18 protein-coding genes are annotated in these 19,576 nt (G+C 45.0%); 9 read left to right on the top strand and 9 right to left on the bottom strand.

Annotation, left to right across the window (positions count from 1 at the left end):
- Positions 1–178 precede the first annotated feature (178 nt).
- The gene (locus QUA40_RS04525) at positions 179–1,378 is read left to right on the top strand and encodes an IS4 family transposase (protein ID WP_333122123.1); all 1,200 of its coding nucleotides are present in this window, start codon (positions 179–181) and stop codon (positions 1,376–1,378) included.
- A 116-nt stretch (positions 1,379–1,494) separates the two neighbouring features.
- Here QUA40_RS04525 and purH read toward each other — a convergent pair whose 3' ends face one another.
- A complete protein-coding gene (purH, locus tag QUA40_RS04520; RefSeq protein ID WP_333122122.1) occupies positions 1,495–3,042 on the bottom strand; it encodes a bifunctional phosphoribosylaminoimidazolecarboxamide formyltransferase/IMP cyclohydrolase in 1,548 nt (515 codons plus the stop codon).
- Positions 3,043–3,516: 474 nt separating this feature from the next.
- On the opposite strand from purH, the gene QUA40_RS04515 reads away from it, so the two are divergent.
- Positions 3,517–5,409 carry a PAS domain S-box protein gene (locus QUA40_RS04515; RefSeq protein ID WP_333122121.1) on the top strand — a complete coding sequence of 631 codons (1,893 nt, stop codon included), beginning with the start codon at positions 3,517–3,519 and terminating at the stop codon, positions 5,407–5,409.
- Positions 5,410–5,613: 204 nt separating this feature from the next.
- Here the strand turns inward: QUA40_RS04515 and glcD are convergent, their stop codons facing one another.
- The 3 genes from glcD to QUA40_RS04500 all read right to left on the bottom strand — a co-directional run bounded on the left by glcD (position 5,614) and on the right by QUA40_RS04500 (position 8,472).
- Complete coding sequence (gene glcD, locus QUA40_RS04510; protein WP_333122119.1) at positions 5,614–7,089, bottom strand: glycolate oxidase subunit GlcD; 1,476 nt, start codon at positions 7,087–7,089, stop codon at positions 5,614–5,616.
- A gap of 13 nt (positions 7,090–7,102) precedes the next feature.
- Complete coding sequence (locus QUA40_RS04505) at positions 7,103–7,987, bottom strand: DUF6671 family protein (RefSeq protein WP_333122118.1); 885 nt, start codon at positions 7,985–7,987, stop codon at positions 7,103–7,105.
- Between the two features lie 92 nt (positions 7,988–8,079).
- Positions 8,080–8,472: a transporter gene (locus tag QUA40_RS04500; protein WP_333122116.1), complete on the bottom strand. Its 393-nt coding sequence runs from the start codon at positions 8,470–8,472 to the stop codon at positions 8,080–8,082.
- A 123-nt stretch (positions 8,473–8,595) separates the two neighbouring features.
- Between QUA40_RS04500 and QUA40_RS04495 the strand changes: the two genes are divergently transcribed.
- From QUA40_RS04495 to QUA40_RS04480, 4 genes are all read left to right on the top strand, one after another.
- Positions 8,596–9,807, top strand: a complete 1,212-nt coding sequence (locus QUA40_RS04495) for a glycosyltransferase family 2 protein (protein ID WP_333122114.1) — start codon at positions 8,596–8,598, stop codon at positions 9,805–9,807.
- A 155-nt stretch (positions 9,808–9,962) separates the two neighbouring features.
- Complete coding sequence (locus tag QUA40_RS04490) at positions 9,963–10,235, top strand: hypothetical protein (RefSeq protein ID WP_333122112.1); 273 nt, start codon at positions 9,963–9,965, stop codon at positions 10,233–10,235.
- Positions 10,236–10,266: 31 nt separating this feature from the next.
- Entirely contained in the window at positions 10,267–10,530 is a 264-nt protein-coding gene (locus QUA40_RS04485) for a hypothetical protein (protein ID WP_333122111.1), read from the top strand.
- A gap of 3 nt (positions 10,531–10,533) precedes the next feature.
- Complete coding sequence (locus QUA40_RS04480) at positions 10,534–10,899, top strand: type II toxin-antitoxin system VapC family toxin (protein ID WP_333122109.1); 366 nt, start codon at positions 10,534–10,536, stop codon at positions 10,897–10,899.
- Between the two features lie 158 nt (positions 10,900–11,057).
- On the opposite strand, the gene QUA40_RS04475 is transcribed toward QUA40_RS04480, so the two are convergent.
- The 5 genes from QUA40_RS04475 to QUA40_RS04455 all read right to left on the bottom strand — a co-directional run bounded on the left by QUA40_RS04475 (position 11,058) and on the right by QUA40_RS04455 (position 16,721).
- Positions 11,058–11,396 carry a type II toxin-antitoxin system HicB family antitoxin gene (locus tag QUA40_RS04475; RefSeq protein WP_333122108.1) on the bottom strand — a complete coding sequence of 113 codons (339 nt, stop codon included), beginning with the start codon at positions 11,394–11,396 and terminating at the stop codon, positions 11,058–11,060.
- Positions 11,397–11,517: 121 nt separating this feature from the next.
- Positions 11,518–11,778 carry a type II toxin-antitoxin system HicA family toxin gene (locus tag QUA40_RS04470; RefSeq protein ID WP_333122107.1) on the bottom strand — a complete coding sequence of 87 codons (261 nt, stop codon included), beginning with the start codon at positions 11,776–11,778 and terminating at the stop codon, positions 11,518–11,520.
- 378 nt (positions 11,779–12,156) lie between these two features.
- Positions 12,157–12,369, bottom strand: coding sequence for a type II toxin-antitoxin system HicB family antitoxin (locus QUA40_RS04465; protein WP_333122106.1), 213 nt, complete (start codon positions 12,367–12,369; stop codon positions 12,157–12,159).
- On the bottom strand, positions 12,353–12,628 hold the full coding sequence (locus tag QUA40_RS04460; protein WP_333122104.1) for a type II toxin-antitoxin system HicA family toxin: 276 nt from the start codon (positions 12,626–12,628) through the stop codon (positions 12,353–12,355). The genes QUA40_RS04465 and QUA40_RS04460 overlap by 17 nt, the downstream gene beginning before the upstream one ends.
- A gap of 97 nt (positions 12,629–12,725) precedes the next feature.
- A complete protein-coding gene (locus tag QUA40_RS04455; protein WP_333122103.1) occupies positions 12,726–16,721 on the bottom strand; it encodes a magnesium chelatase subunit H in 3,996 nt (1,331 codons plus the stop codon).
- A 533-nt stretch (positions 16,722–17,254) separates the two neighbouring features.
- Here QUA40_RS04455 and QUA40_RS04450 point away from each other — a divergent pair.
- The 3 genes from QUA40_RS04450 (at position 17,255) to QUA40_RS04440 (ending at position 19,544) form a co-directional block, all read left to right on the top strand.
- Positions 17,255–18,241, top strand: a complete 987-nt coding sequence (locus QUA40_RS04450; RefSeq protein ID WP_333122101.1) for a calcium-binding protein — start codon at positions 17,255–17,257, stop codon at positions 18,239–18,241.
- Between the two features lie 268 nt (positions 18,242–18,509).
- The gene (locus tag QUA40_RS04445; RefSeq protein ID WP_333122099.1) at positions 18,510–19,361 is read left to right on the top strand and encodes a calcium-binding protein; all 852 of its coding nucleotides are present in this window, start codon (positions 18,510–18,512) and stop codon (positions 19,359–19,361) included.
- Between the two features lie 6 nt (positions 19,362–19,367).
- On the top strand, positions 19,368–19,544 hold the full coding sequence (locus QUA40_RS04440) for a hypothetical protein (protein WP_333122098.1): 177 nt from the start codon (positions 19,368–19,370) through the stop codon (positions 19,542–19,544).
- The last annotated feature ends 32 nt before the right edge of the window (positions 19,545–19,576 follow it).

Genomic DNA, 19,576 nt, shown 5'->3' with positions numbered 1-19,576 from the left:
AAAATGCTCCCGAATAAACATTATCTAAACACACGGCTTTATAGTCTTTCCAGTAACAGCTCTCGCCCTTAGTTTCGCTTAGCGGGTGACAAGGCACCTCTAGTCTAAACAGGACAAAGGTTTGAGAGAATGGTAAGGTAAAAAAATAAGGAGCCACACGGGCTCCCCAAAAAACAAAATGTTGCCACCATTATACCAAAAAATTCTGCTCCCTCATCTCAATGAAAGCCAATACTTAACCTTGCAACTGCTGTTGTTATTGCTTCAGGCTCATCGTCAGGTCAAACTCTCGGTATTAGCCAGTGTCTTTCCTCAACCGATTCAATATCAAAGCCGCAAACGAAACTTACAACGCTTTTTAGTGTTGCCTCAGTTGTGCGTCAAACTGTTGTGGTTTCCCCTGATTAAATATTGGATTCGTCAAGAGCAAACGGGAAAGCGCTTAAACCGAGAACAACGTCGTTGTGTACGAAAACTCAAGCATCAAAAGTATGGCTATTGGATCATTGCAATCGACCGAACACAGTGGAAAGGACACAATATATTTATGGTTAGTCTGGTCTGGGGAACTCATGCTCTTCCGATATATTGGGAAGTCTTAAAGAAGTCAGGTAACAGTGACCTCAAGACTCAAAAACGACTTTTAGGTACAGTCCTTCTTCTGTTTAAGAACTATCCCGTCTTGGTCTTAGGTGATCGAGAGTTCCATAGCCCCAAACTCGCATCATGGCTTGATTCCAGGGGCGTATCCTTTGCACTACGTCAGAAAAAGGACTTCCAATTTCAAGAGAATTTAGGTGAAGACTATCAAGTGCTCAAAAAGCTTGGCTTTCAACCTGGGATGTCCAATTTTTATCAGAATATTTTGGCAAATAAAGGAGACGGTTTAGGACCATTTAATCTGGCTGTATATTGGAAAAGAAAATATCGTAAGCCAGGGCAAAAAGAACCTTGGTATATTCTGACCAATCTCCCCAATCTGAAGCTTACTTTAGATGTTTATTGTTGTCGGTGGGGTATCGAACAGATGTTCAAAGATTACAAAAGTGGTGGTTATAATTTAGAAAATACCAAGGTCAATGAAGCTCGCTTTTTAGCCTTAGTCTTGTTGATTGCGATAGCTTATAGTTTGGCGACGATTCACGGGCAATGGATCAAGAAATTAGGGATAGAAATTTATGCTGGACGGATCAAGGAGCATCAAGACAAAACCCCACGCCAAAGTGAATTTAGTCTGAGCCTCTATGGACAACGGTGGATCTATGGGATGGAATTATGGAACGATTGGGTAACAAGTCTAATTGCGCTCAAACCCCATAAACGTCTCTATTTTCAGCGCGGCTTCTTGGCTCTATCCTTTATGCAGCAAGCATTATAGGTACGTTGTCACCCGCTAAGGGCGGACTGAGGTTTGAACGCGCTTTTTGACACCAACAAACACTATTGTATCCCTACAATATGGTACACACTGGAGAATTGGTCTAGGTATTATTCCTAATGCAAAAAGTGCCGAATATCAGTGAAAACCATTGTGATTCCGAGTTGGTTGGCGGCTTCGATGGAATCTCGATCGCGCATACTTCCGCCCGGTTGCACGATCGCAATTATGCCCGCCTCAGCCGCAGTTTTGACTGAATCATCGAAGGGGAAGAAACCGTCGCTGGCCAAAATCGCTCCTTTGCTTTTGTCTCCTGCTTGTTCCAATGCTAGTTTAACCGATCCCACGCGATTCATTTGTCCGGCGCCCACACCGATTGTAGTGCGATCGCGCGTCACAACGATCGCATTTGATTTGACGTGTTTCGCTACTTTCCAAGCAAACAGCAATTCTTCCAACTCTGTCGCCGTCGGCTGTTTCTCGGTAACAATCCGCCATTTGCTAGTTTCTTCTACTACATGATCTGAGTCTTGCACCAGCAAACCGCCTGCAATAATTTTAACTGTTTGTGGCGGCCCTTGAGTCAAATCTGGCAAAATTAATACTCGCACTTTCGCCTTTTTCTTGATAATTTCTTCTGCTTCTGGTTCGCACCCCGGCGCGACGATACATTCTAAAAATGTTTTAGTTAACGCCGTCGCCGTAGCAGCATCAATCGGGCGGTTGAGGGCGACAATTCCACCGAAAGCTGAGACTGAATCGGTGTCGAAGGCTTTTTGATAAGCTTCAGAAATAGTTGTTCCCAAGGCTGTGCCGCAAGGATTTGTATGCTTCAGAATAGCGGCGGCTGGTGTGTCTGGGAATTCTACGATTAGCCGCCTAGCTGCTTCTAAATCTACTAAATTATTGTAGCTTAATTCTTTGCCTTGCAGGATGGTGCTAGTCGTCCAGCCTGTCGGTGTACTTCCGCTTTGATACCAGGTGGCGGCTTGATGGGGATTTTCGCCGTAGCGGAGAGTTTGCAATTCTTTTCCTAATAAATTAAACTCTTCGGGTAGCGAAGATTCTTCAGCGGATTGGCTGCTGCTGAGATAAGTTGCGATCGCGCGATCGTAGTTTGCTGTATGTTTGAAGGTTTCTAGGGCGCATCTTTGCCTAAACTCTAAGGATGCTTCGCCGCCATTTTCCCGCAATTCTTTTAAATAAGTATTGTACTGTTCTGGATCGCACAACACTGTCAAATGAGCGTGGTTTTTGGCGGAAGCTCTCAGCATCGCTGGCCCGCCGATATCTATCTGTTCAATTGCGTCTGCAAGCGTTACTCCCGGTTTAGCAATTGTCTGTTCAAATGGATAAAGATTGACTACAACTAGATCGATCGCCCGAATTTGATTGGCGGTTAAATCTGCGAGGTCTTCCGGTACATCGCGGCGTGCTAAAATGCCACCGTGGATTCGCGGGTGGAGTGTTTTGACTCGCCCTCCCAAAATTTCAGGAGAACCAGTATATTCCGCAACTTTGGTGACTGGAATCCCAGCTTCTTTGAGGGCCGTTGCTGTCCCGCCACTGCTAATTATGTCAAATTCAAATTCTTCTACTAGACTGCGCGCTAAGTCGATTAGCCCGGTTTTATTGGATACGCTCAGAAGTGCTAGACGTGCCATTGGTTTGAAGTTGCGATCGCAAAAATAGACAGGTTATATTCTATATCACATCTGCCTGCAGGGAGAGGATTTGGTAATGGCTAATTATGATTATTTTTGCACATTTAAGGATGAGTCCGCTAATATAAAGTATATTTGTTGTCAAAATTATATAATATTTTATACTGACCAGTGGCCTCTAAATATTTACGACTTTTGCGTGGAACTGATTATTTTATGAGTGCGAGAGGGATTGAAGCCATATCCAGCTTTCACAGTTTGTGTCGCTACGTAAGTGTCAATGTTGTTGAAATTACTTAATAAAACTTAATAGATAATTATAGGGCGATAGCTGTTGAATTTTAATGATGTTTTATGATGAATTCTAAAAGTCATGTGCTAGCATCGGGTGTAAATTGCTCTATCCCTAAATTTCCCGGAAAATAGGGTGATCGCAACACTTTAATCTAAACAAGAATTTGGTAGGGTAGAAATATGTTTTTTCAAGAAGCCGATCCAGAAAATAAGCTCAGTAATATTAGCAGGAACCATAAAAAAACTGCTCCAAATCTGACCACTAGAACAGGCTACCAACAGATGCCCCAAAAATCAGCCGAGAACTCGACACACGCCAATATTTCCGAAGCTTATAGTCTTAGTCTGTGCGAAATGCAGCAGATGGAACGAGCAATAGAACAGCTAAAGCTGGATTTGAAAGCTAGCGAATCTCGGTTTCGGAATGCGATCGAAAAAAATGCTGACGGCATCGCAATCGTTAACAAGCGAGGACTTGTATGTTTTGCCAACCCGTCAGCAGAAGCGCTGTTTAACTGCAAAGCAGAGGAACTTTTAGGTCAAGAATTTTTTGGCAATTTGGTAGTAGAAGCTTCAGCTTGCGACATTGAGATGGACACGGATATGATTCCCCAAGTTGGAGAAACAGAATCAGCAGGAATGCGCGTCGTGCAAACAGAAGTTGAAGCTATTCGCAAGCAGAAAGCAAATGCTGTAGTAGAAATGCGGCTGGTGGAAACGGAATGGGAGGGAGAAATGGCTTATTTAGCTACGCTGCGGGACATTACCGATCGCAAGCGGGCAGAAGAAATGCTTTGGTTGTACGATCGGGCTATAGCAGCTACTAGCACCGGAGTTACGATTTATGACGCCACTCACCCCGAAAATCCAATTATTTATTGCAATCCCGCATTTGAAAGCATGACAGGTTATCGGCGGCAGGAAATTATCGGAAAAAACGGCAGATTTTTGCACGGAAGCGATACTGATCCGGCGGCAGTAGAAATAATTCGCCAAGCCTTGCAAACAGAAAGCGAATGCAAGGTAATATTAAAGAATTACCGCAAAGACGGAACCGCTTTCTGGAATTGTTTCTCCATATCTCCCGTGCGCGATCGCATGGGCAAATTAACTCATTTTATTGGCGTGCAGAGAGACATCACTGAGCGCAAACAAGCCGAAGAAGCCTTGCATAATTCCGAAGCGCAAAGCAGAGAACAAGCCGCTCAACTAGCCGCCACACTTAACCAACTCAAAGCCACTAATTCCCAATTAGTTCAAAGCGAAAAAATGTCTAGTTTGGGATTGCTACTTGCTGGCGTCGCTCACGAAATTAACAACCCAGTCAGCTTCATTTACGGCAATCTCGCTCATCTCACAAATTATACTCAAGACTTGTTTGAACACCTCGAACTTTATCAACAGCACTATCCTAACCCAGTCGCGGAGATTCAACAGAAAAGAGAAGAAAATGAGCTCGATTTTTTAGCAGAAGATTTACCTAAAATACTGTCTTCAATGAGCGTTGGTGTCGAGCGGATTTGCCAGATTGTGCAGTCGCTGCGGAACTTTTCGCGCCATGACGATTCACAGATGAAACTCGTTAACCTCCACGAAGGTATTGATAGCACGCTGTTAATTCTAAATCACCGTTTGAAAGGGAACGGAGAAAAGCCGCCCATTCAAATTGTAAAACAATACGGAGAATTGCCGACTGTTGAGTGTTTTGCTGGGCCGATCAATCAAGTTTTTATGAATATTCTCAGCAATGCGATCGATGCTTTAGAAGATGCGAACACTAGGCGAACTTGTGAAGAAATGCGAGATAATCCCAGCCAAATTAGGATTTGCACAGAAGTAGCCAGCAATTTTGTAGAAATTAAAATTGCCGACAACGGCCCGGGAATAACTGAGCAAGTCAAACAGCAGATATTTGATACATTTTTTACTACCAAGCCCATTGGTAAAGGCACGGGAATGGGTTTGTCAATTAGCTATCAAATTATTGTAGAAAGACACAAAGGCGAATTATATTGTACTTCGGAATTGGGGAAGGGCACGGAATTTACTATCAAAATGCCGATCGCACATTAGCACGGAATGTGCAATCTGCACCTTACCAACTTGATATATAGGCAAACAAGCGATCGGGACGCTCGCACTCCTCAAAAACGATAAAAATCGTTTTTTCTCGTTCCCCGACTCTGGCTGGGAACGCATATTTAGAGGCTCTTCCTCCCCATTGTAGAGACAATTATCAGGTGCTTTTCGGCTCACCTTACCCGCATAAATAGCGAATTAAAAAACCTCTGCACCCTCCAACTTCTTAAAAGTTTCAACCTTAGCCCTCGCCGCTTCCCCGCAAGTCTTCGGCGTCGGAAACATCTTCCCAGGATTCGCCAAACCTTTCGGATTAAACACCTGACGAACCCACTGCATCGTCTCCAAATCTACCTCCGAAAACATATCCGGCATAAAACACTTCTTGTCAGCACCGATGCCGTGTTCCCCCGAAAGACTTCCCCCAACTTTCACGCAAAGCCTGAGAATTTCTCCGCCCAATTCTTCCACCTTTTCCAGCGCACCTTTTACCGAGTTATCGTACAGAATCAGCGGGTGTAAATTCCCGTCTCCCGCGTGAAATACATTAGCAATTCGATAACCATATTTCTCACTCAAACCCTCAATTTCTTTCAAAACATAAGCCATTTGGGTTCGTGGAATTACGCCATCTTGCACGTAATAATCCGGGCTGAGATGACCCGCCGCCGCAAAAGCAGCTTTCCGCCCTTTCCAAATTTTTAGGCGCGTTTCCGGGTCATGAGCCGTTGTGATATTTCGCGCTCCATTCTGCTTGCAAATATCAGCTATCCGCTGTTTGTTAGTGGCAACTTCCACTTCTAAACCGTCGATTTCTACGAGGAGAATAGCCGCCGCATCGCGGGGATAACATCCAGTTGCCACCACATCTTCCACAGCATTGATGCTGATGTTGTCCATGATTTCCATGCCGCCGGGAATAATGCCCGCGCTGATAATATCGGAAACCGATTCGCCCGCTGCTTCTATACTGGAAAAATCCGCTAGGAGAACGCAAATCGATTCTGGCGCTTTGAGAATTCGCAGAGTAACTTCTGTGGCGATTCCTAAAGTGCCTTCAGAACCGACAAATACACCAGTTAAATCGTAACCGGGCATTTCGGGAATTTCGCCACCGACATCGACAATAGAACCGTCGGGAAGTACCAATTTTAATCCTAAAACGTGATTCGTTGTAACTCCGTATTTGAGGCAGTGAACCCCGCCAGAATTTTCCGCAACGTTGCCGCCAATCGAACAAACAATTTGACTGGAAGGATCGGGCGCGTAGTAGAAACCGGCGCCGCTAACTGCTTGCGTTACCCAGTTATTAATTACTCCCGGTTGCACAACAACTTGCTGATTTTCTAAGTCTACTTTCAGGATTTTTCGCATCAGGGCAGTGACAATCAGCACGCAGTTTTCTACAGGTAAAGCGCCGCCGGAAAGGCCGGTTCCTGCGCCTCTAGCCACCCAGGGAATTGAGTTGCGATCGCATATTTTGACAACTTGCGCCACTTCCTCGGTAGTTCGAGGCAATACCACCAGGGCGGGGCGCTGGCGGTAGCTGGCGAGTCCGTCACACTCATAGACAATCAATTCTTCGCGGCGCTGTACAACGCCTTTTTTGCCGACTACAGTTTCAAATTCTTTAATAACGGGTTTCCAATTGCGTTCTGTTTCTACGGCTATCATTAGTAATTTATTTTTAAGGGTTGCAATACTGACAGAGAGAAGGATCGGCAGTCTCTCGACCGTCTGGAAATAGTTCTTCTTTAGTATAACCGCACTTTTTGCATTTATAGATTGCCGATCGCACTAGCTGAGTCGGAAAATAGCAAAGTCCGCAGGGCAATCCGATTTTCGTCTCAGCAATATCGAATCCCGGCCAACCGCACTCCGGGCAGGATTGCTTGAATTTTTTAACTAAATCGAGAGTTGCATTTTCGATGTTTTTCATCCGAGTTGGATTGTACATCGCCCGCATATCTGTTTCGACGTGAACTCGACCGGTTGACGATTTTTTTAAGCCTGTTGTCACAGCGTCAAAAAGTTGTTTTTCTGTCCTAATGCCCTTGACAATTTCGCCGTTACCGAGTGCAGCATCGCCAACTATAACCACCAGTGCGTGTTCGGGAAATCCTGCTTTTTTAGAAAAATCATCTGCTTCTTCTATACTGGAAACTAACTGGTGACTGTAGTTAGTTTCCACGGACAAAGATTCGCCGATTAATTCTAGATTGTTGGCTCGATCTAATAAAATTACGATTTCTCTGTTCGCTGGTAGATACGGCATCATTGGGTGAGGGCCGAAAGTACCTTCGCTGGCAAAGGCAAGAGTTTCGCCCGCAATTTCTAGAGCTTTTTGTGCTTTCTGGCGAGCCGCTTCTATTTGTGTTCCTAAGCGTTTAACTTCTCTGGTGAAGGTGCCGAAAGTGTCAGTGTCAAGCTCCGCAGGTACTAGGATTTTTACGCCCAATTCTCGTTGCAAAACGGGAGCCATCACGCGTTCTTTTTGGTGCATGGTAGCAAGAACTGCGGTGCGATCGCTCAATAATTGATGGGGATTCACAGGCTCAGAAATATTAGACATACAGCAGCATCATTTCATAACAGAAGGCTCAAATACACCCTTTGACCTAAGTTATCAATTAAGCACTCAAGCGTCAATCTTAAAAGCGATCGCTAGTTGCCCCCGCTCACTCCCCCTACTTGACCTCTGAGTACAAAAATTACTCCCGTCATAATTAGCCCCACGCCTACTAACCGCAGCGGTGGCAAAGGCTCGTGAAATATAAGTTTGCCGCCTAAAACAGTAAACAGGTAACTAATTGACAGTAAAGGCGAGACTATGCTAAGGTTTGCCCGCGACAAAACTACAATAAAGCCGATCGAAGAAATTGCATACAAAGAAAGACCGCCTACAATCAACGGCTGAGTAGCCATTGCTATAATTTTTTCCATTAAATTAGCAGCGCCAATCGGCCCTAATATTTTAGCCCCTGCCTTCAGGCTGAATTGACCTGCGACGCCGCACAATATTGCAGCAAGCAATAACAGAAAAACGCTTCTATTCATAAGTTTACTAACCTATAGTACAATCAAGAATTGCCGTTTCCAAGAACTAGAAAAACTTTAGTTAAGTTTTATTAGGTTTTATTCACCACTAATATTTTAAGCAGAGATACGGGAAAATCAAGTATGGTCGATCGCGATCGAGAGTCAAACAAATATATGGCAGAGCAGACCAACCAAAGCGGAGAATACACTCTAGAACTATCGATACTCATGCCTTGTTTGAACGAAGCCGAAACTTTAGAAATCTGCATCGAGAAGGCACAGAAGTTCCTGCGCGAACTTGATATTGTCGGCGAGGTCATCATAGCAGACAACGGCAGCACTGACGGTTCTCAAGATATCGCTACCCGAATGGGAGCCAGAGTTGTGCCCGTAGCAGCCAAGGGCTACGGCAGCGCCCTGATGGGAGGCATCATCGCAGCGCGCGGAGTGTATATTATCATGGGCGATGCTGACGACAGCTACAATTTTTCAAACCTCGGCGCTTTTGTCAACAAGTTGCGAGAAGGTTTCGACTTAGTAATGGGAAACCGCTTTCAAGGGGGCATCAAACCGGGTGCAATGCCGCCGCTGCACAAATATTTAGGAAATCCGGTGCTGACATGGGTTGGGCGGCTATTCTTTGCAAGTCCCGTCGGCGATTTTCACTGCGGACTCAGGGGTTTTAGGAGAGACTCTATTTTGAAACTCGACTTGCAAACAACGGGGATGGAATTTGCTAGCGAAATGGTAGTCAAGGCTTCTGTATACAAGCTGCGGATAACTGAAATCCCAACTGTACTTTCTCCCGACGGCCGCAGCCGGCCGCCGCACTTGCGAACTTGGCGAGATGGCTGGCGGCACCTGCGATTTTTGCTGCTTTACAGTCCTCGGTGGCTGTTTTTGTATCCGGGTACTGCGCTGATGATTTGGGGTCTAATTATCGTGGTTTGGCTGTTACCCGGTACTCAAAAGATTGGGAGTATCAGCTTTGATGTGCACACGCTGCTGTATGGTGCGATCGCAATTATCATCGGTTTTCAAGCAGTAACTTTCGCTTTTTTCACCAAGATTTTTGCCATCAGCGAGAAATTCCTGCCCGAAGACCCCAAACTCAACAAAATATTTCGCTATGTCACGTTAGAGACAGGATTGATTGTCGGAGTCACGCTGATTTTAATCGGAATAGTTGGCTCGTTCTTGTCATTAACTATCTGGAGCAAAACGGCTTTCGGTACTCTCTACCCTTCTAAAACTCTGCGTTTGGTTATTCCCTCGCTCACTTGCCTTACTGTCGGTTTGCAGATGGTTTTGTCGAGCTTTTTTCTCAGCGTGCTGGGGTTGAAGCGCAGGTGATAACATTAAAGTTACTGCCAATATTTCTCAAAAATAAACTGCCCTGCAGGGGAAGCTCAGGGCGATCGTACTTTGGGAAGAAAAGGGCGATCGCACTTCCCTCAATCCTAAATTGCTATAATAACAATCAGCCAAAAAATTTCAACATAAAGCCTATGTCTACTTATAGCGAGGTACTGAGTCAGGCTCAAAATCTCACTCTTGAAGAGCAACAGCAACTGTTAGAAGTATTGTCAGCATTGGTTCGCGATCGGGTAACAACCCAGACTGAGGGTAGTAGTGAAAGATTGCCCAGGACAAATTTAAAGAGATGGGGAGGTTTTTTGTCTAAACGAGTAGATGCTTTGGAATTACAGTTGCAACTTAGAGCAGAATGGGATGAGTCAGATAGGGAAGAAAAGGGCGAGCCAGTAATCCAAGGGCTATAATAGTAAAAATAAATAATAGTTGATATTAGCTATGCAACGAATATTCGAGGCTATATTGAAGGGAAACCTTTTAGAATGGGCTAATGAGGTTCCAAGACAAGGCGATCGCCTTGTCAGAGTTTACGTTACTTTACAAGAAGAGCGATCGACTTTAAGTGCGGAGTTTCGCCGTCAGAGAATAGTTGAAATATTGGAAAAAATTGCAGCAAATAATGTCTTTGCTGATATTAGCGATCCAGTGGAATGGCAGCGAGATTTGCGTCAAGACCGTCCACTTCCAGGTAGGGATGAATAATGAATGCTGCTAGACAGTGATATTATTATCTACGCTTCCCAGCCAGAAAACTCGCAGATTAGGCATTTTATTGGCGAAAATGACATAGTTGTATCGGCAATAAGTTACCTTGAAGTCTTGGGTTATCATCGGCTAACTGAAGAGTATAGATTGTACTTTGAGGAATTCTTTGGTGTGGTGGAGGTTCTACCAATTTCTAACGCTGTACTCGATCGCGCAGTCCTGTTGCGACAGATAAGGATAATGACACTTGGGGAGGCTATTATTGCGGCAACAGCTTTGGTATATGACAGAACTTTAGTAACAAGAAATATAGGGGATTTTCAGTGGATTGCTGAACTCACACTGATTAACCCGTTTGAGGCTTAATAAAGATGGGCGATTCCCTACCCTTCACCGAACCCATGCGGGAAGATAGCTTTGCTCGCGCGGACTTGGGAAAAAAAGGGCGATCGCACATTTATTGACCGCTCTTGATGTGATGTTCAACATACGATCGCAGCACAGCATTCATTATCCTTAGCTAATTAAGTATTAATTGCTCGATCGGCTGCTCTACTTAAAACCTCATCCATCCAATTGTTAATACTTTTACCAGCTTTCTTTGCAGCAATAAAGATTTTGCGATGATTTTCGGGAGTAGTGCGGAAGGGAAGTTTACCTGAAAAAGGTTTATCCGGTTCCTGTCCTAATTCTTTGCAAAACTCTAAATAATCGTCGATCGAATTTTGGAATTCTTGGCGAGCTTGTTCAATAGTTTTCGCCTTAAAAGTCACTACGTCATTAATGTCAAGCACTCGCCCGAAAAGAATTTCCGCTTCTAAATCTACTTCAACATGGGCTGTGTAACTTTTATAAGTCATCATGGCTGTAATAATTATTGCTCTCTAAACACTTGGGAACGTTATGGTAGATGAATCTTCGATTAAATGTAGCCTTCTTAACTTGGGGCAATTAATCAGGATTGCCCCCTTAACAGCTAAGTCATCATAGTTCAACCCCTGCCTTAATCAAAAATTCCCTAACAGATTTAACCGCTCCTCTATCTGTCTCTTTTTGAGGATGTGGCTCGTGAAAAACTGCTCTAAAATCATTTAATAAAACTCGAACCCGCGAACCTTGTCCTTGAGTAATAGTAGCACCTACAGCTATAAATAGATTTTCAATATCTTGCCAATTAATATTAGTGAGTATAGGGTCTGTAAAAATTGCTTCTAAAATCTTGCGCTGTTTATTATTCAGCTCCATAAATAGCTCCTTAGTTATGTTAATGCTGAGTTGTGACTCAACCAAGTGCGGCATAAGTTGCAGCGCGCCAGCGGAGCTACTGACAGCATAACTTCTACTCGCCTCGAAGCAGAAATCTGAGAGGCTATAATTCAGTTTGGCAAAGGATTCTACTGGTTTGTCAACAACCATATCACACTTGGTTTAGGCACAAATATCCTGATATGATATCATAATATGATATCAGTGTCAAGCTATCGAGGTAATCTCAGCGCCTGTGACAGGAGTAAACACCACCTTGACCGCAAAAATGTACCGTAGCGGGTTAATTTAACTTTGCTGCTAATTCTGTAAGCCCGATCGCACTTTAGCAAACCGACTCAAGATTTAGCACAAATCCTATGCAAACAGCAATCTACCTTTCGGTTGAGGGACAATTCGCCCTAATTCCTGAGCAGTCTCAATCCACTCCTGCATAATCACCTCTACATTTTGCAGAGCTTCTTGATAAGTTTCACCATCGGCGGCGCAGCCAGGTAATTCAGGCACTTCGGCAATAAAAGTCTGGTCTTCCTGACTCCAGTAAATAATTACTTCATACTTCATTATCATCTTGATTGACCAGTTTATACTTCAAAACTACTGCACGAACTTGCTTAACTTGAAAAGGCTTAGCTTTTGAGCTATCTCCTTTTTGTGGTTGGAGATTTAGAATTTCTTCGACACCTTCCTTACTAAAAATATGGTGACTTCCCTTAATCCTTACCTCAAATCCTAAAATCTGGAGAACTTCACATAAATCGCTAAAGGAAAAGTTAGCATCCGATGCCCCAAGCATCAGCTTAGCTATTAGTTTGTCTGTTTGAGCCATTAATTAAAATTTTCATTATTGTCTTTGCTTTAATACTCTAAAAATAAGTGTCAGGGTAATTGCTTACCCTGACACCATTCTACACTAATTCGGAACCTTAGTCTACCCCCTCAATCCGGTCTTCCACCTCCTGATACAACTCACGCAACCTGTCCAAATTACTCTCCGAAGTCTCCCAATAACCCCGGCCGTTCACCTCCAACAAAGTGCTGACAATCTTGCGGAACGAATGAGGATTCAGATTCAGCAAACGCTTCTGCATCTCCGCATCTTCGATAAACGTAGAGTTCACATCCTCATACACCCAATTATCCACAGCGCCAGCAGTCGCACTCCATCCAGTCGTGTTCACCAGACGCTTAGAAATCTCCCGCACGCCTTCATAGCCGTGCGACAACATCCCCTCGTACCACTTCGGATTCAGCAGCTTAGTCCGCGAATCTAAACGCACGGTTTCTGATAGCGTCCGTACCTGCGCGTTCGCTGTCGTCGTATCAGCAACAAAGGATGTCGGTTTCTTCCCATCTGCGCGCAAACTGCCGATTAATTTAGTCGGATCGGAGTCGAAATAGTGCGACACGTCGGTTAGCGAAATCTCCGCAGAATCCAAGTTTTGGAAGGTGACTTCCGCAGTTTTCAAGGAGGATTCAAAAATCTTCCTGTCTTGTTCCATTGTTCCTGGATTATCGGAAGAAAAGGCGAAGGATTTGCGAGTTAAGTACATTTCCTGCAACTCAGCTTCGCTTTCCCAGGTGCTGTTTTCCACCGCCAAGTTGATGTTAGATGAATAGGAACCAGAGGCATTGGAAAATACCCGGGTTGCTGCTTGTCGCAGGTTGATTCCCATTTCTTCCGCTTGCTTCAAGGCGTGTTTGCGGACGAAATTCATTTCTAACGGTTCGTCGGCTTCCGCTGCCATTTTCACAGCTTTATCTAACAAATTCATTTGGTTGATGAACAAGTCGCGGAATACGCCGGAACAGTTAATTACTACGTCGATCCGAGGGCGTCCCAACTCTTCTAAAGAAAGCAATTCGAGTTTGTTTACCCGGCCCAAAGCGTCGGGAACTGGCTTCACTCCCACCATCCACATTACTTGCGCGAGTGATTCGCCGTATGTCTTGATGTTGTCGGTTCCCCACAACACAACGGCGATGGTTTCGGGATAGTTGCCACCGTTATCAAGGCGCTGTCTTTCTAATAGCCGATCGACTACAACCTTAGCAGACTTAACCGCCCCCGTCGTCGGGATTGACTGCGGGTCCAAAGCGTGCATATTCTTGCCCGTCGGCAAAACATCCGGGTTGCGAATCGGATCGCCACCGGGGCCAGGCACAATAAACTCGCCTTCTAACGCGCGCAACAAAGCGCCCAATTCGTTATCGGCACAAACTTGCTGCAAGCAGAATTCCAGATACTCAAACAGCGGTTTAATCGCTTCTGGATCGACCTTTTTGTAACCGGCGGCGTGCAAAGCTTCAATCCAAGGTGTTTTCTTGCCCATGTTGAAAAAATTCAACTTGGAAACCAGGGAAACTCTACCCTCAGCATCGGTTTGTTCCTTCACCAAAGCGCCAACGGCATCCCGACAGGCCAAGGTGATGTTTTGCAGCAATTCGACATCTGTTAAAATGCCTCTGTCGCTGTTGGTATAAACTTCTTCGATATCGCGTCCCAGACTGTTAGCGATAATTCGCGGCAAGCTGATCAGGTTGTCTTCTTCGCGGTCTAAATTGGCGATATTTACTAAAGTTGCGATCGCCTCCACCGCAGTCGGCGGCTTACCAATAATATGCAAACCACAAGGTAACAACCGCGACTCAATCTCCATCAACTTGCGGTAAACCAAGCCAACTAAATTGTCTCGTTCCTCCGAAGTCATTCCCGCAGCAACCCCTCTTTCTTGTTCGGGAGGTAAGGCGATATCCTTGTCCAAATTCACCAAACGGCATTTTTCGACGATCGCATCAACAATCGCCACACCCCGGCCCGTATCCTTCAAAGTTTGATAGGAAGCAATCAACTCGCTGAGTTCCTGCAAACCTTTGTACAAACCAGCATTTTCCGCCGGAGGAGTCAGATAACTGATTGTTTCAGCATAACTGCGGCGCTTAGCAATTGTTGCCTCACTCGGATTATTAGCAGCGTAATAATAGAGGTTAGGAATCTTGCCGATCAAACTGTCAGGATAACAATCGACAGACATTCCCATCTGCTTACCGGGCATGAATTCTAGCGAACCATGAGTGCCAAAGTGCAGCACCGCATCCGCACCCCAAATGCGCTCCAAATATGTATAGTAAGCAGCAAAACCGTGGTGCGGGCTAGCAGAACGAGAGAATAACAACCGCATCGGATCGCCTTCGTATCCAAAAGTAGGTTGCACTCCGATAAACACATTGCCAAAATGTTTGCCAAAAATCAGCAAATTTTGTCCGTCGCTGTTCAAATGTCCCGGAGGCGGACCCCAATTTTCTTGCAAGCGTTCCGAGTAAGGAGTGAATTCTTCGTATTCAGCTACGGACATCCGGTAAGCAACATTTAATTCCGGGCTTTGGTATTGGGCTGTTGCGTCATGGATGACTTCTTGCATCAGTTTTTCGGCGGAATCCGGCAATTCTGGCAAGTCGTAACCGTTGCCTTTTAGGGCTTTCAATACTTCGTAAATCGAGCCGAAAACGTCGAGGTAAGCTGCTGTTCCAACGTTGCCTTTGTCGGGCGGGAAACTGAAAACTGTGATCGCAACTTTTTTATCTAATTTTGGTTTACGGCGCAGCATTGCCCACTTCAAGGCGCGCTGGGAAATCGCCTCGATTCGGTCTTGGAGGGCGATCGCCTTTCCAGTTGCGCCATCTCTTCCCGACAAAATAATCGGTTCGATCGCGCCATCCAACTCAGGAATGGCAACTTGCAAAGCAACTTGAATCGGGTGCAATCCTAAATCACTATTTTCCCACTCTTCCGTCGTTTGGAAAACCAACGGCAAAGCCACCATGTAAGGGCAGTTTAGCTTTTTCAAAGTCTCGATCGCCTTCGGGTGATCTTGTTTCGCCGGGCCGCCCACCAGGGCAAAACCAGTCAGAGAAACCACCGCATCAACGATCGGCAGCGGTGTCACACCTTTCGCCCCAACTTCCAAGAAAAAGGTTTCAACGGGTTTCGAGAAGTCCAAACCGCCGGCAAAAATCGGTAGAACCCGCGCGCCCATTGCCTCAAATTCCTGCACCATTGCTACGTAGTGCGCGTCATCTCCGGTGACTAAGTGAGTCCGCTGCAACACTAAACCGATGCAAAGTGCGAGGGGATCTTTGAGGTCTGCGGAAATATCTTTGCGGGCATTATACCAGGTGAGATATCCTTTTACATCCTCAAACATCGACGGTGCCAAAGGATGCCAAATTCCCATATCCGGGTAGACAACGGGCTCTTGAAAAGTTAGCTGTTCCTGGCCTTTGAATACATATTTATGTGACAGCATCAGCAAGAAGTTTTCCAAGTTTTCTTGGGAACCGCCCAGCCAATACTGGAAACTCAGCATGAAGTTGCGGGCATCTTGGGCTTTGTCGATGGGCAAATATTTCAGCACTTTCGGCAAAGTTTGCAGCAGTTTCAGCATTCCGTCTTGGAAGGAACTCCCGGATTTTTCCTTCCGTTTTTTCATGAATTCGCCGATCGCACTTTTGCTTTGTCCCAACTGTGCCATCGAGAAACTGCCCATTTTATTGAGTCGCATCACCCCTGGCATCGACGGGAAGACAACGGCGACATCCAAGCTGTCGCGCAGCGGTTCCACCGCCGCTACCACTTTTTCGGCCAAATCTTCAATGAAAATTAGAGAAGCAATAAATACATTGGCATCCGCCACATCCCGCTTGAAGGCCTCGTAATTTTCCGGGCTGCGGAGTTCCTCGATCAGGTAGCCGCTGATTTCTATTGCCAGATTCGGATTTTTGTTATTTATCGCTCGAACCGCTGCGGAGAGGGCGCTTTGATACTGCGGTTCTAGTACGACATAGACCACCTTCATGAGCGATCGCCCCTGCAAGTTTTCCGGCACGACGTGGCGAATGGTGGGCTTGACGTGAGTGAACATCCGGTTAGGCTCCTTTAAGATGCTGTTTTCGGGAATCGGGAATTTTTTTATCCCATAAGCATTTTTACCAGAAAATGCTTGCCATTAGGCGATTTGAGCCTGCACATGACACAATTCGACAAATTTAGGCCAACTTTTCGTTACATTTTTTTATAAATTCCTTGAGCAAATACTCCATATTTTATTTACAAAATTTTACTTGACAATAAATTTATAATGTGCATAGAATTAATGGATTGGATAAAAATAATTAAAAATTAACCAACCATTGAGGAAGAAATCCTGAAAAAAGTTCCAAGTTTTGTAGAATATATCAAACTTGCGCTCACCAATTAACTGATGGGAAAAAGGCATAATTTGTGAAGGCATAATGTAGCCTTCGGATAATTGCCGAGTCACAAAAGTTGACATTTTACCAGGAACTTAAAACCATTTAATAATGTCTGTTTTGTGTAAATTCCTGATCGGCGATCTAGTTCATGGAAAGCTAATTGCTATAAACTCTCAAACTCATCCAAACCTGAAGGGGAAACATGGCTAACTACGCAATTTTCGACGAACAATTCTACCTCGCCTCATATCCTTGGGTCAAACCAGCCATTGATGCAGGAGTCATCAAATCGGGACTAGAACACTTTCAAAAATTCGGTGAAGCAGGCGGCTTAACTAAAGTATCGCGTTATTTTGACGAAGCTACTTACCTTGCCGCCAACCCAGACATTGCACCGTTCGTCCGCACAGTTAATCCAAACGCACCGTTTGCGACCGGCCTCGATCACTTTATCCAGTTCGGTTACGATGAAGGACAGCGCCGCACCCAAGTATCACCTGAGTACAGCGAAGATTTTTATTTAAAAAATAACTCAGATCTGGTACAGTTTATCGGCCCCAATGCACCTTTCAAATCAGGCTACCAGCATTTCATTCAATTCGGCTCAAAAGAAGGTCGTTTTGGAACTTCGTTTTTTGAACCCGAATACTTAAAAGAAAACCCCGACATTGTACCGTTTGTCAACTCTGGAGCCTTGAACACTGGTCGGGATCACTACTTCAATTTCGGGAAAAACGAGCCAAGTCGCAAGGCAACTTTTGTTGGTAGCCGCAGCAACGATATTGTCACTGGTGTTGGTGTGGGGAATACCGAACTGATTGGAGTGGAAGTAGGTATCGATCCCAGCCGCAACCGGCAGTATGAAAGCTTTGGTACCAATGAGTTCGATGTCCTGATTGGCGGTCCGGGACCTGATATATTCGTACTGGGAGTTCCTGCTACAGCCGGGAATGTCACCCCGACACCGCTGTATTTGGGTAACGGTCAAGCTACGATTCGCAACTTCGACATCGAAAACGATTTTATCCAACTGCAAGGAACTTCTTTAAACGGCTACAGCCTGACTCCGGTTGGCAACAATTTGTCAATCCAACGTTTTGGAGATGTGCTCGGCGTGATTGAAGGAGGAGCAACCTTGGGTTTGACTTTCCAAGAATCTAACGGTAACGGTACTTTCTTGATTGGATAGTCATTAGTCATCAGTAATTAGTCATTAGTCATCAGTCATCAGTCATTAGCTAATGCTGATGATTAATGACTTTTTTGTTGGTTGTAGGGTAATGTGCTAGGAAAAAGTACGATCGCACTTTACGTTCTTAAAAGAGCAACAATAGACCTCTTGCAAAAATAATTAGGACGGGCTCTCCGGCCCATCCCACAAGAGTTATGTTTTCTTGTGGGATGGGCCGGAGAGCCCGTCCCATCAATTGATGAAAAGGATTTTTGCAAGAGGTCTAATGAATTACGATATCTTTGACGAACAATACTACCTTGCCTCATATCCGTGGCTGAAACCAGCCATTGATGCAGGAATCATCAAATCTGGAAGAGAACACTTTGAAAAATTTGGTCAAGCCGCGGGCCTCACAAAAATATCGCGGTACTTTGACGAAGATACTTACCTTGAGGGAAATCCAGACCTTAAACCCTTTGTCCGCACTGTCAACCCAAATGCGCCTTTTGCTACAGGCTTAGATCACTTTATCCAATACGGTTACGAAGAGGGTCGCACTCGCGTATCGGCTGAGTATGACGAAGCATTTTATGTAGCAACTAACCGAGATTTGCAGCCGTTTATTCAGAATGGAACTTTTAAAAATGGCTACCAGCATTTCATTCAATTCGGGGCCAAAGACGGTCGGTTGCCTACTTCTTTCTTTGAACCGCAATTCTTCAATAACGAGGCCGGTGGGCTTATCATATCTGAAACCTTGAAAACCCCTCGCGAATACTATTTCAAGGTTGGGCAATTCGATCCGACGGGCCGGCCGGTGACTTTTGTCGGAACTTCCGGCAATGACATCCTCACTGATGTAGGGGTGGGGAAGGTCGAATTAATTGGAGTTGAAGTAGAAGCCCCTAGGGGCCTGCGACGGTATGAAAGTGATGGCAGCAATGAATTCGATACTCTCATTGGCGGTAACGGCCGCGATACATTCGTGCTCGGCGACTTGTCAGAGTTCCCAGTAGGCACTAGGGGGGGCTTGTCGAGCCTCCAACAGTTCTACATCGGGCCGGGTTTTGCGACAATTCGGAACTTTACCCAAGGTCAGGATAACATTCAGCTAGTAATGACTTCCTTCGATTAATTATTGGTGTTTCCCATCAACAATAATCGAGATTTAGCTATTCAAACAAACGGCTTGCCCGTCGTTAAAAATGGAGTTACCGAAATTAGTCGCTTTGACACGCTGGCTGTTATTGAAGGTGGCGGAAATCTCAAGTTGAATCAATTACCAGGATCTTCTTTTTGGATACTTTTACTTGGATAGAAATCTCGCTGCTATTCAGGGTTTGCCTTAGT

Source organism: Microcoleus sp. Pol11C3, from assembly GCF_036701485.1.
Taxonomy (GTDB): domain Bacteria; phylum Cyanobacteriota; class Cyanobacteriia; order Cyanobacteriales; family Microcoleaceae; genus Microcoleus.
The sequence above is the reverse complement of the archived record's forward strand: the minus strand, read 5'-3'. Positions and strand labels throughout refer to the sequence as shown.

Excerpts from the sequence above, each read along its gene's own strand:
- QUA40_RS04525 (WP_333122123.1), top strand. The coding sequence starts at position 179 with ATGTTGCCACCATTATACCAAAAAATTCTGCTCCCTCATCTCAATGAA.
- purH (WP_333122122.1), bottom strand. The coding sequence starts at position 3,042 with ATGGCACGTCTAGCACTTCTGAGCGTATCCAATAAAACCGGGCTAATC.
- QUA40_RS04515 (WP_333122121.1), top strand. The coding sequence starts at position 3,517 with ATGTTTTTTCAAGAAGCCGATCCAGAAAATAAGCTCAGTAATATTAGC.
- glcD (WP_333122119.1), bottom strand. The coding sequence starts at position 7,089 with ATGATAGCCGTAGAAACAGAACGCAATTGGAAACCCGTTATTAAAGAA.
- QUA40_RS04505 (WP_333122118.1), bottom strand. The coding sequence starts at position 7,987 with ATGTCTAATATTTCTGAGCCTGTGAATCCCCATCAATTATTGAGCGAT.
- QUA40_RS04500 (WP_333122116.1), bottom strand. The coding sequence starts at position 8,472 with ATGAATAGAAGCGTTTTTCTGTTATTGCTTGCTGCAATATTGTGCGGC.
- QUA40_RS04495 (WP_333122114.1), top strand. The coding sequence starts at position 8,596 with ATGGTCGATCGCGATCGAGAGTCAAACAAATATATGGCAGAGCAGACC.
- QUA40_RS04490 (WP_333122112.1), top strand. The coding sequence starts at position 9,963 with ATGTCTACTTATAGCGAGGTACTGAGTCAGGCTCAAAATCTCACTCTT.
- QUA40_RS04485 (WP_333122111.1), top strand. The coding sequence starts at position 10,267 with ATGCAACGAATATTCGAGGCTATATTGAAGGGAAACCTTTTAGAATGG.
- QUA40_RS04480 (WP_333122109.1), top strand. The coding sequence starts at position 10,534 with ATGCTGCTAGACAGTGATATTATTATCTACGCTTCCCAGCCAGAAAAC.
- QUA40_RS04475 (WP_333122108.1), bottom strand. The coding sequence starts at position 11,396 with ATGATGACTTATAAAAGTTACACAGCCCATGTTGAAGTAGATTTAGAA.
- QUA40_RS04470 (WP_333122107.1), bottom strand. The coding sequence starts at position 11,778 with ATGGAGCTGAATAATAAACAGCGCAAGATTTTAGAAGCAATTTTTACA.
- QUA40_RS04465 (WP_333122106.1), bottom strand. The coding sequence starts at position 12,369 with ATGATAATGAAGTATGAAGTAATTATTTACTGGAGTCAGGAAGACCAG.
- QUA40_RS04460 (WP_333122104.1), bottom strand. The coding sequence starts at position 12,628 with ATGGCTCAAACAGACAAACTAATAGCTAAGCTGATGCTTGGGGCATCG.
- QUA40_RS04455 (WP_333122103.1), bottom strand. The coding sequence starts at position 16,721 with ATGTTCACTCACGTCAAGCCCACCATTCGCCACGTCGTGCCGGAAAAC.
- QUA40_RS04450 (WP_333122101.1), top strand. The coding sequence starts at position 17,255 with ATGGCTAACTACGCAATTTTCGACGAACAATTCTACCTCGCCTCATAT.
- QUA40_RS04445 (WP_333122099.1), top strand. The coding sequence starts at position 18,510 with ATGAATTACGATATCTTTGACGAACAATACTACCTTGCCTCATATCCG.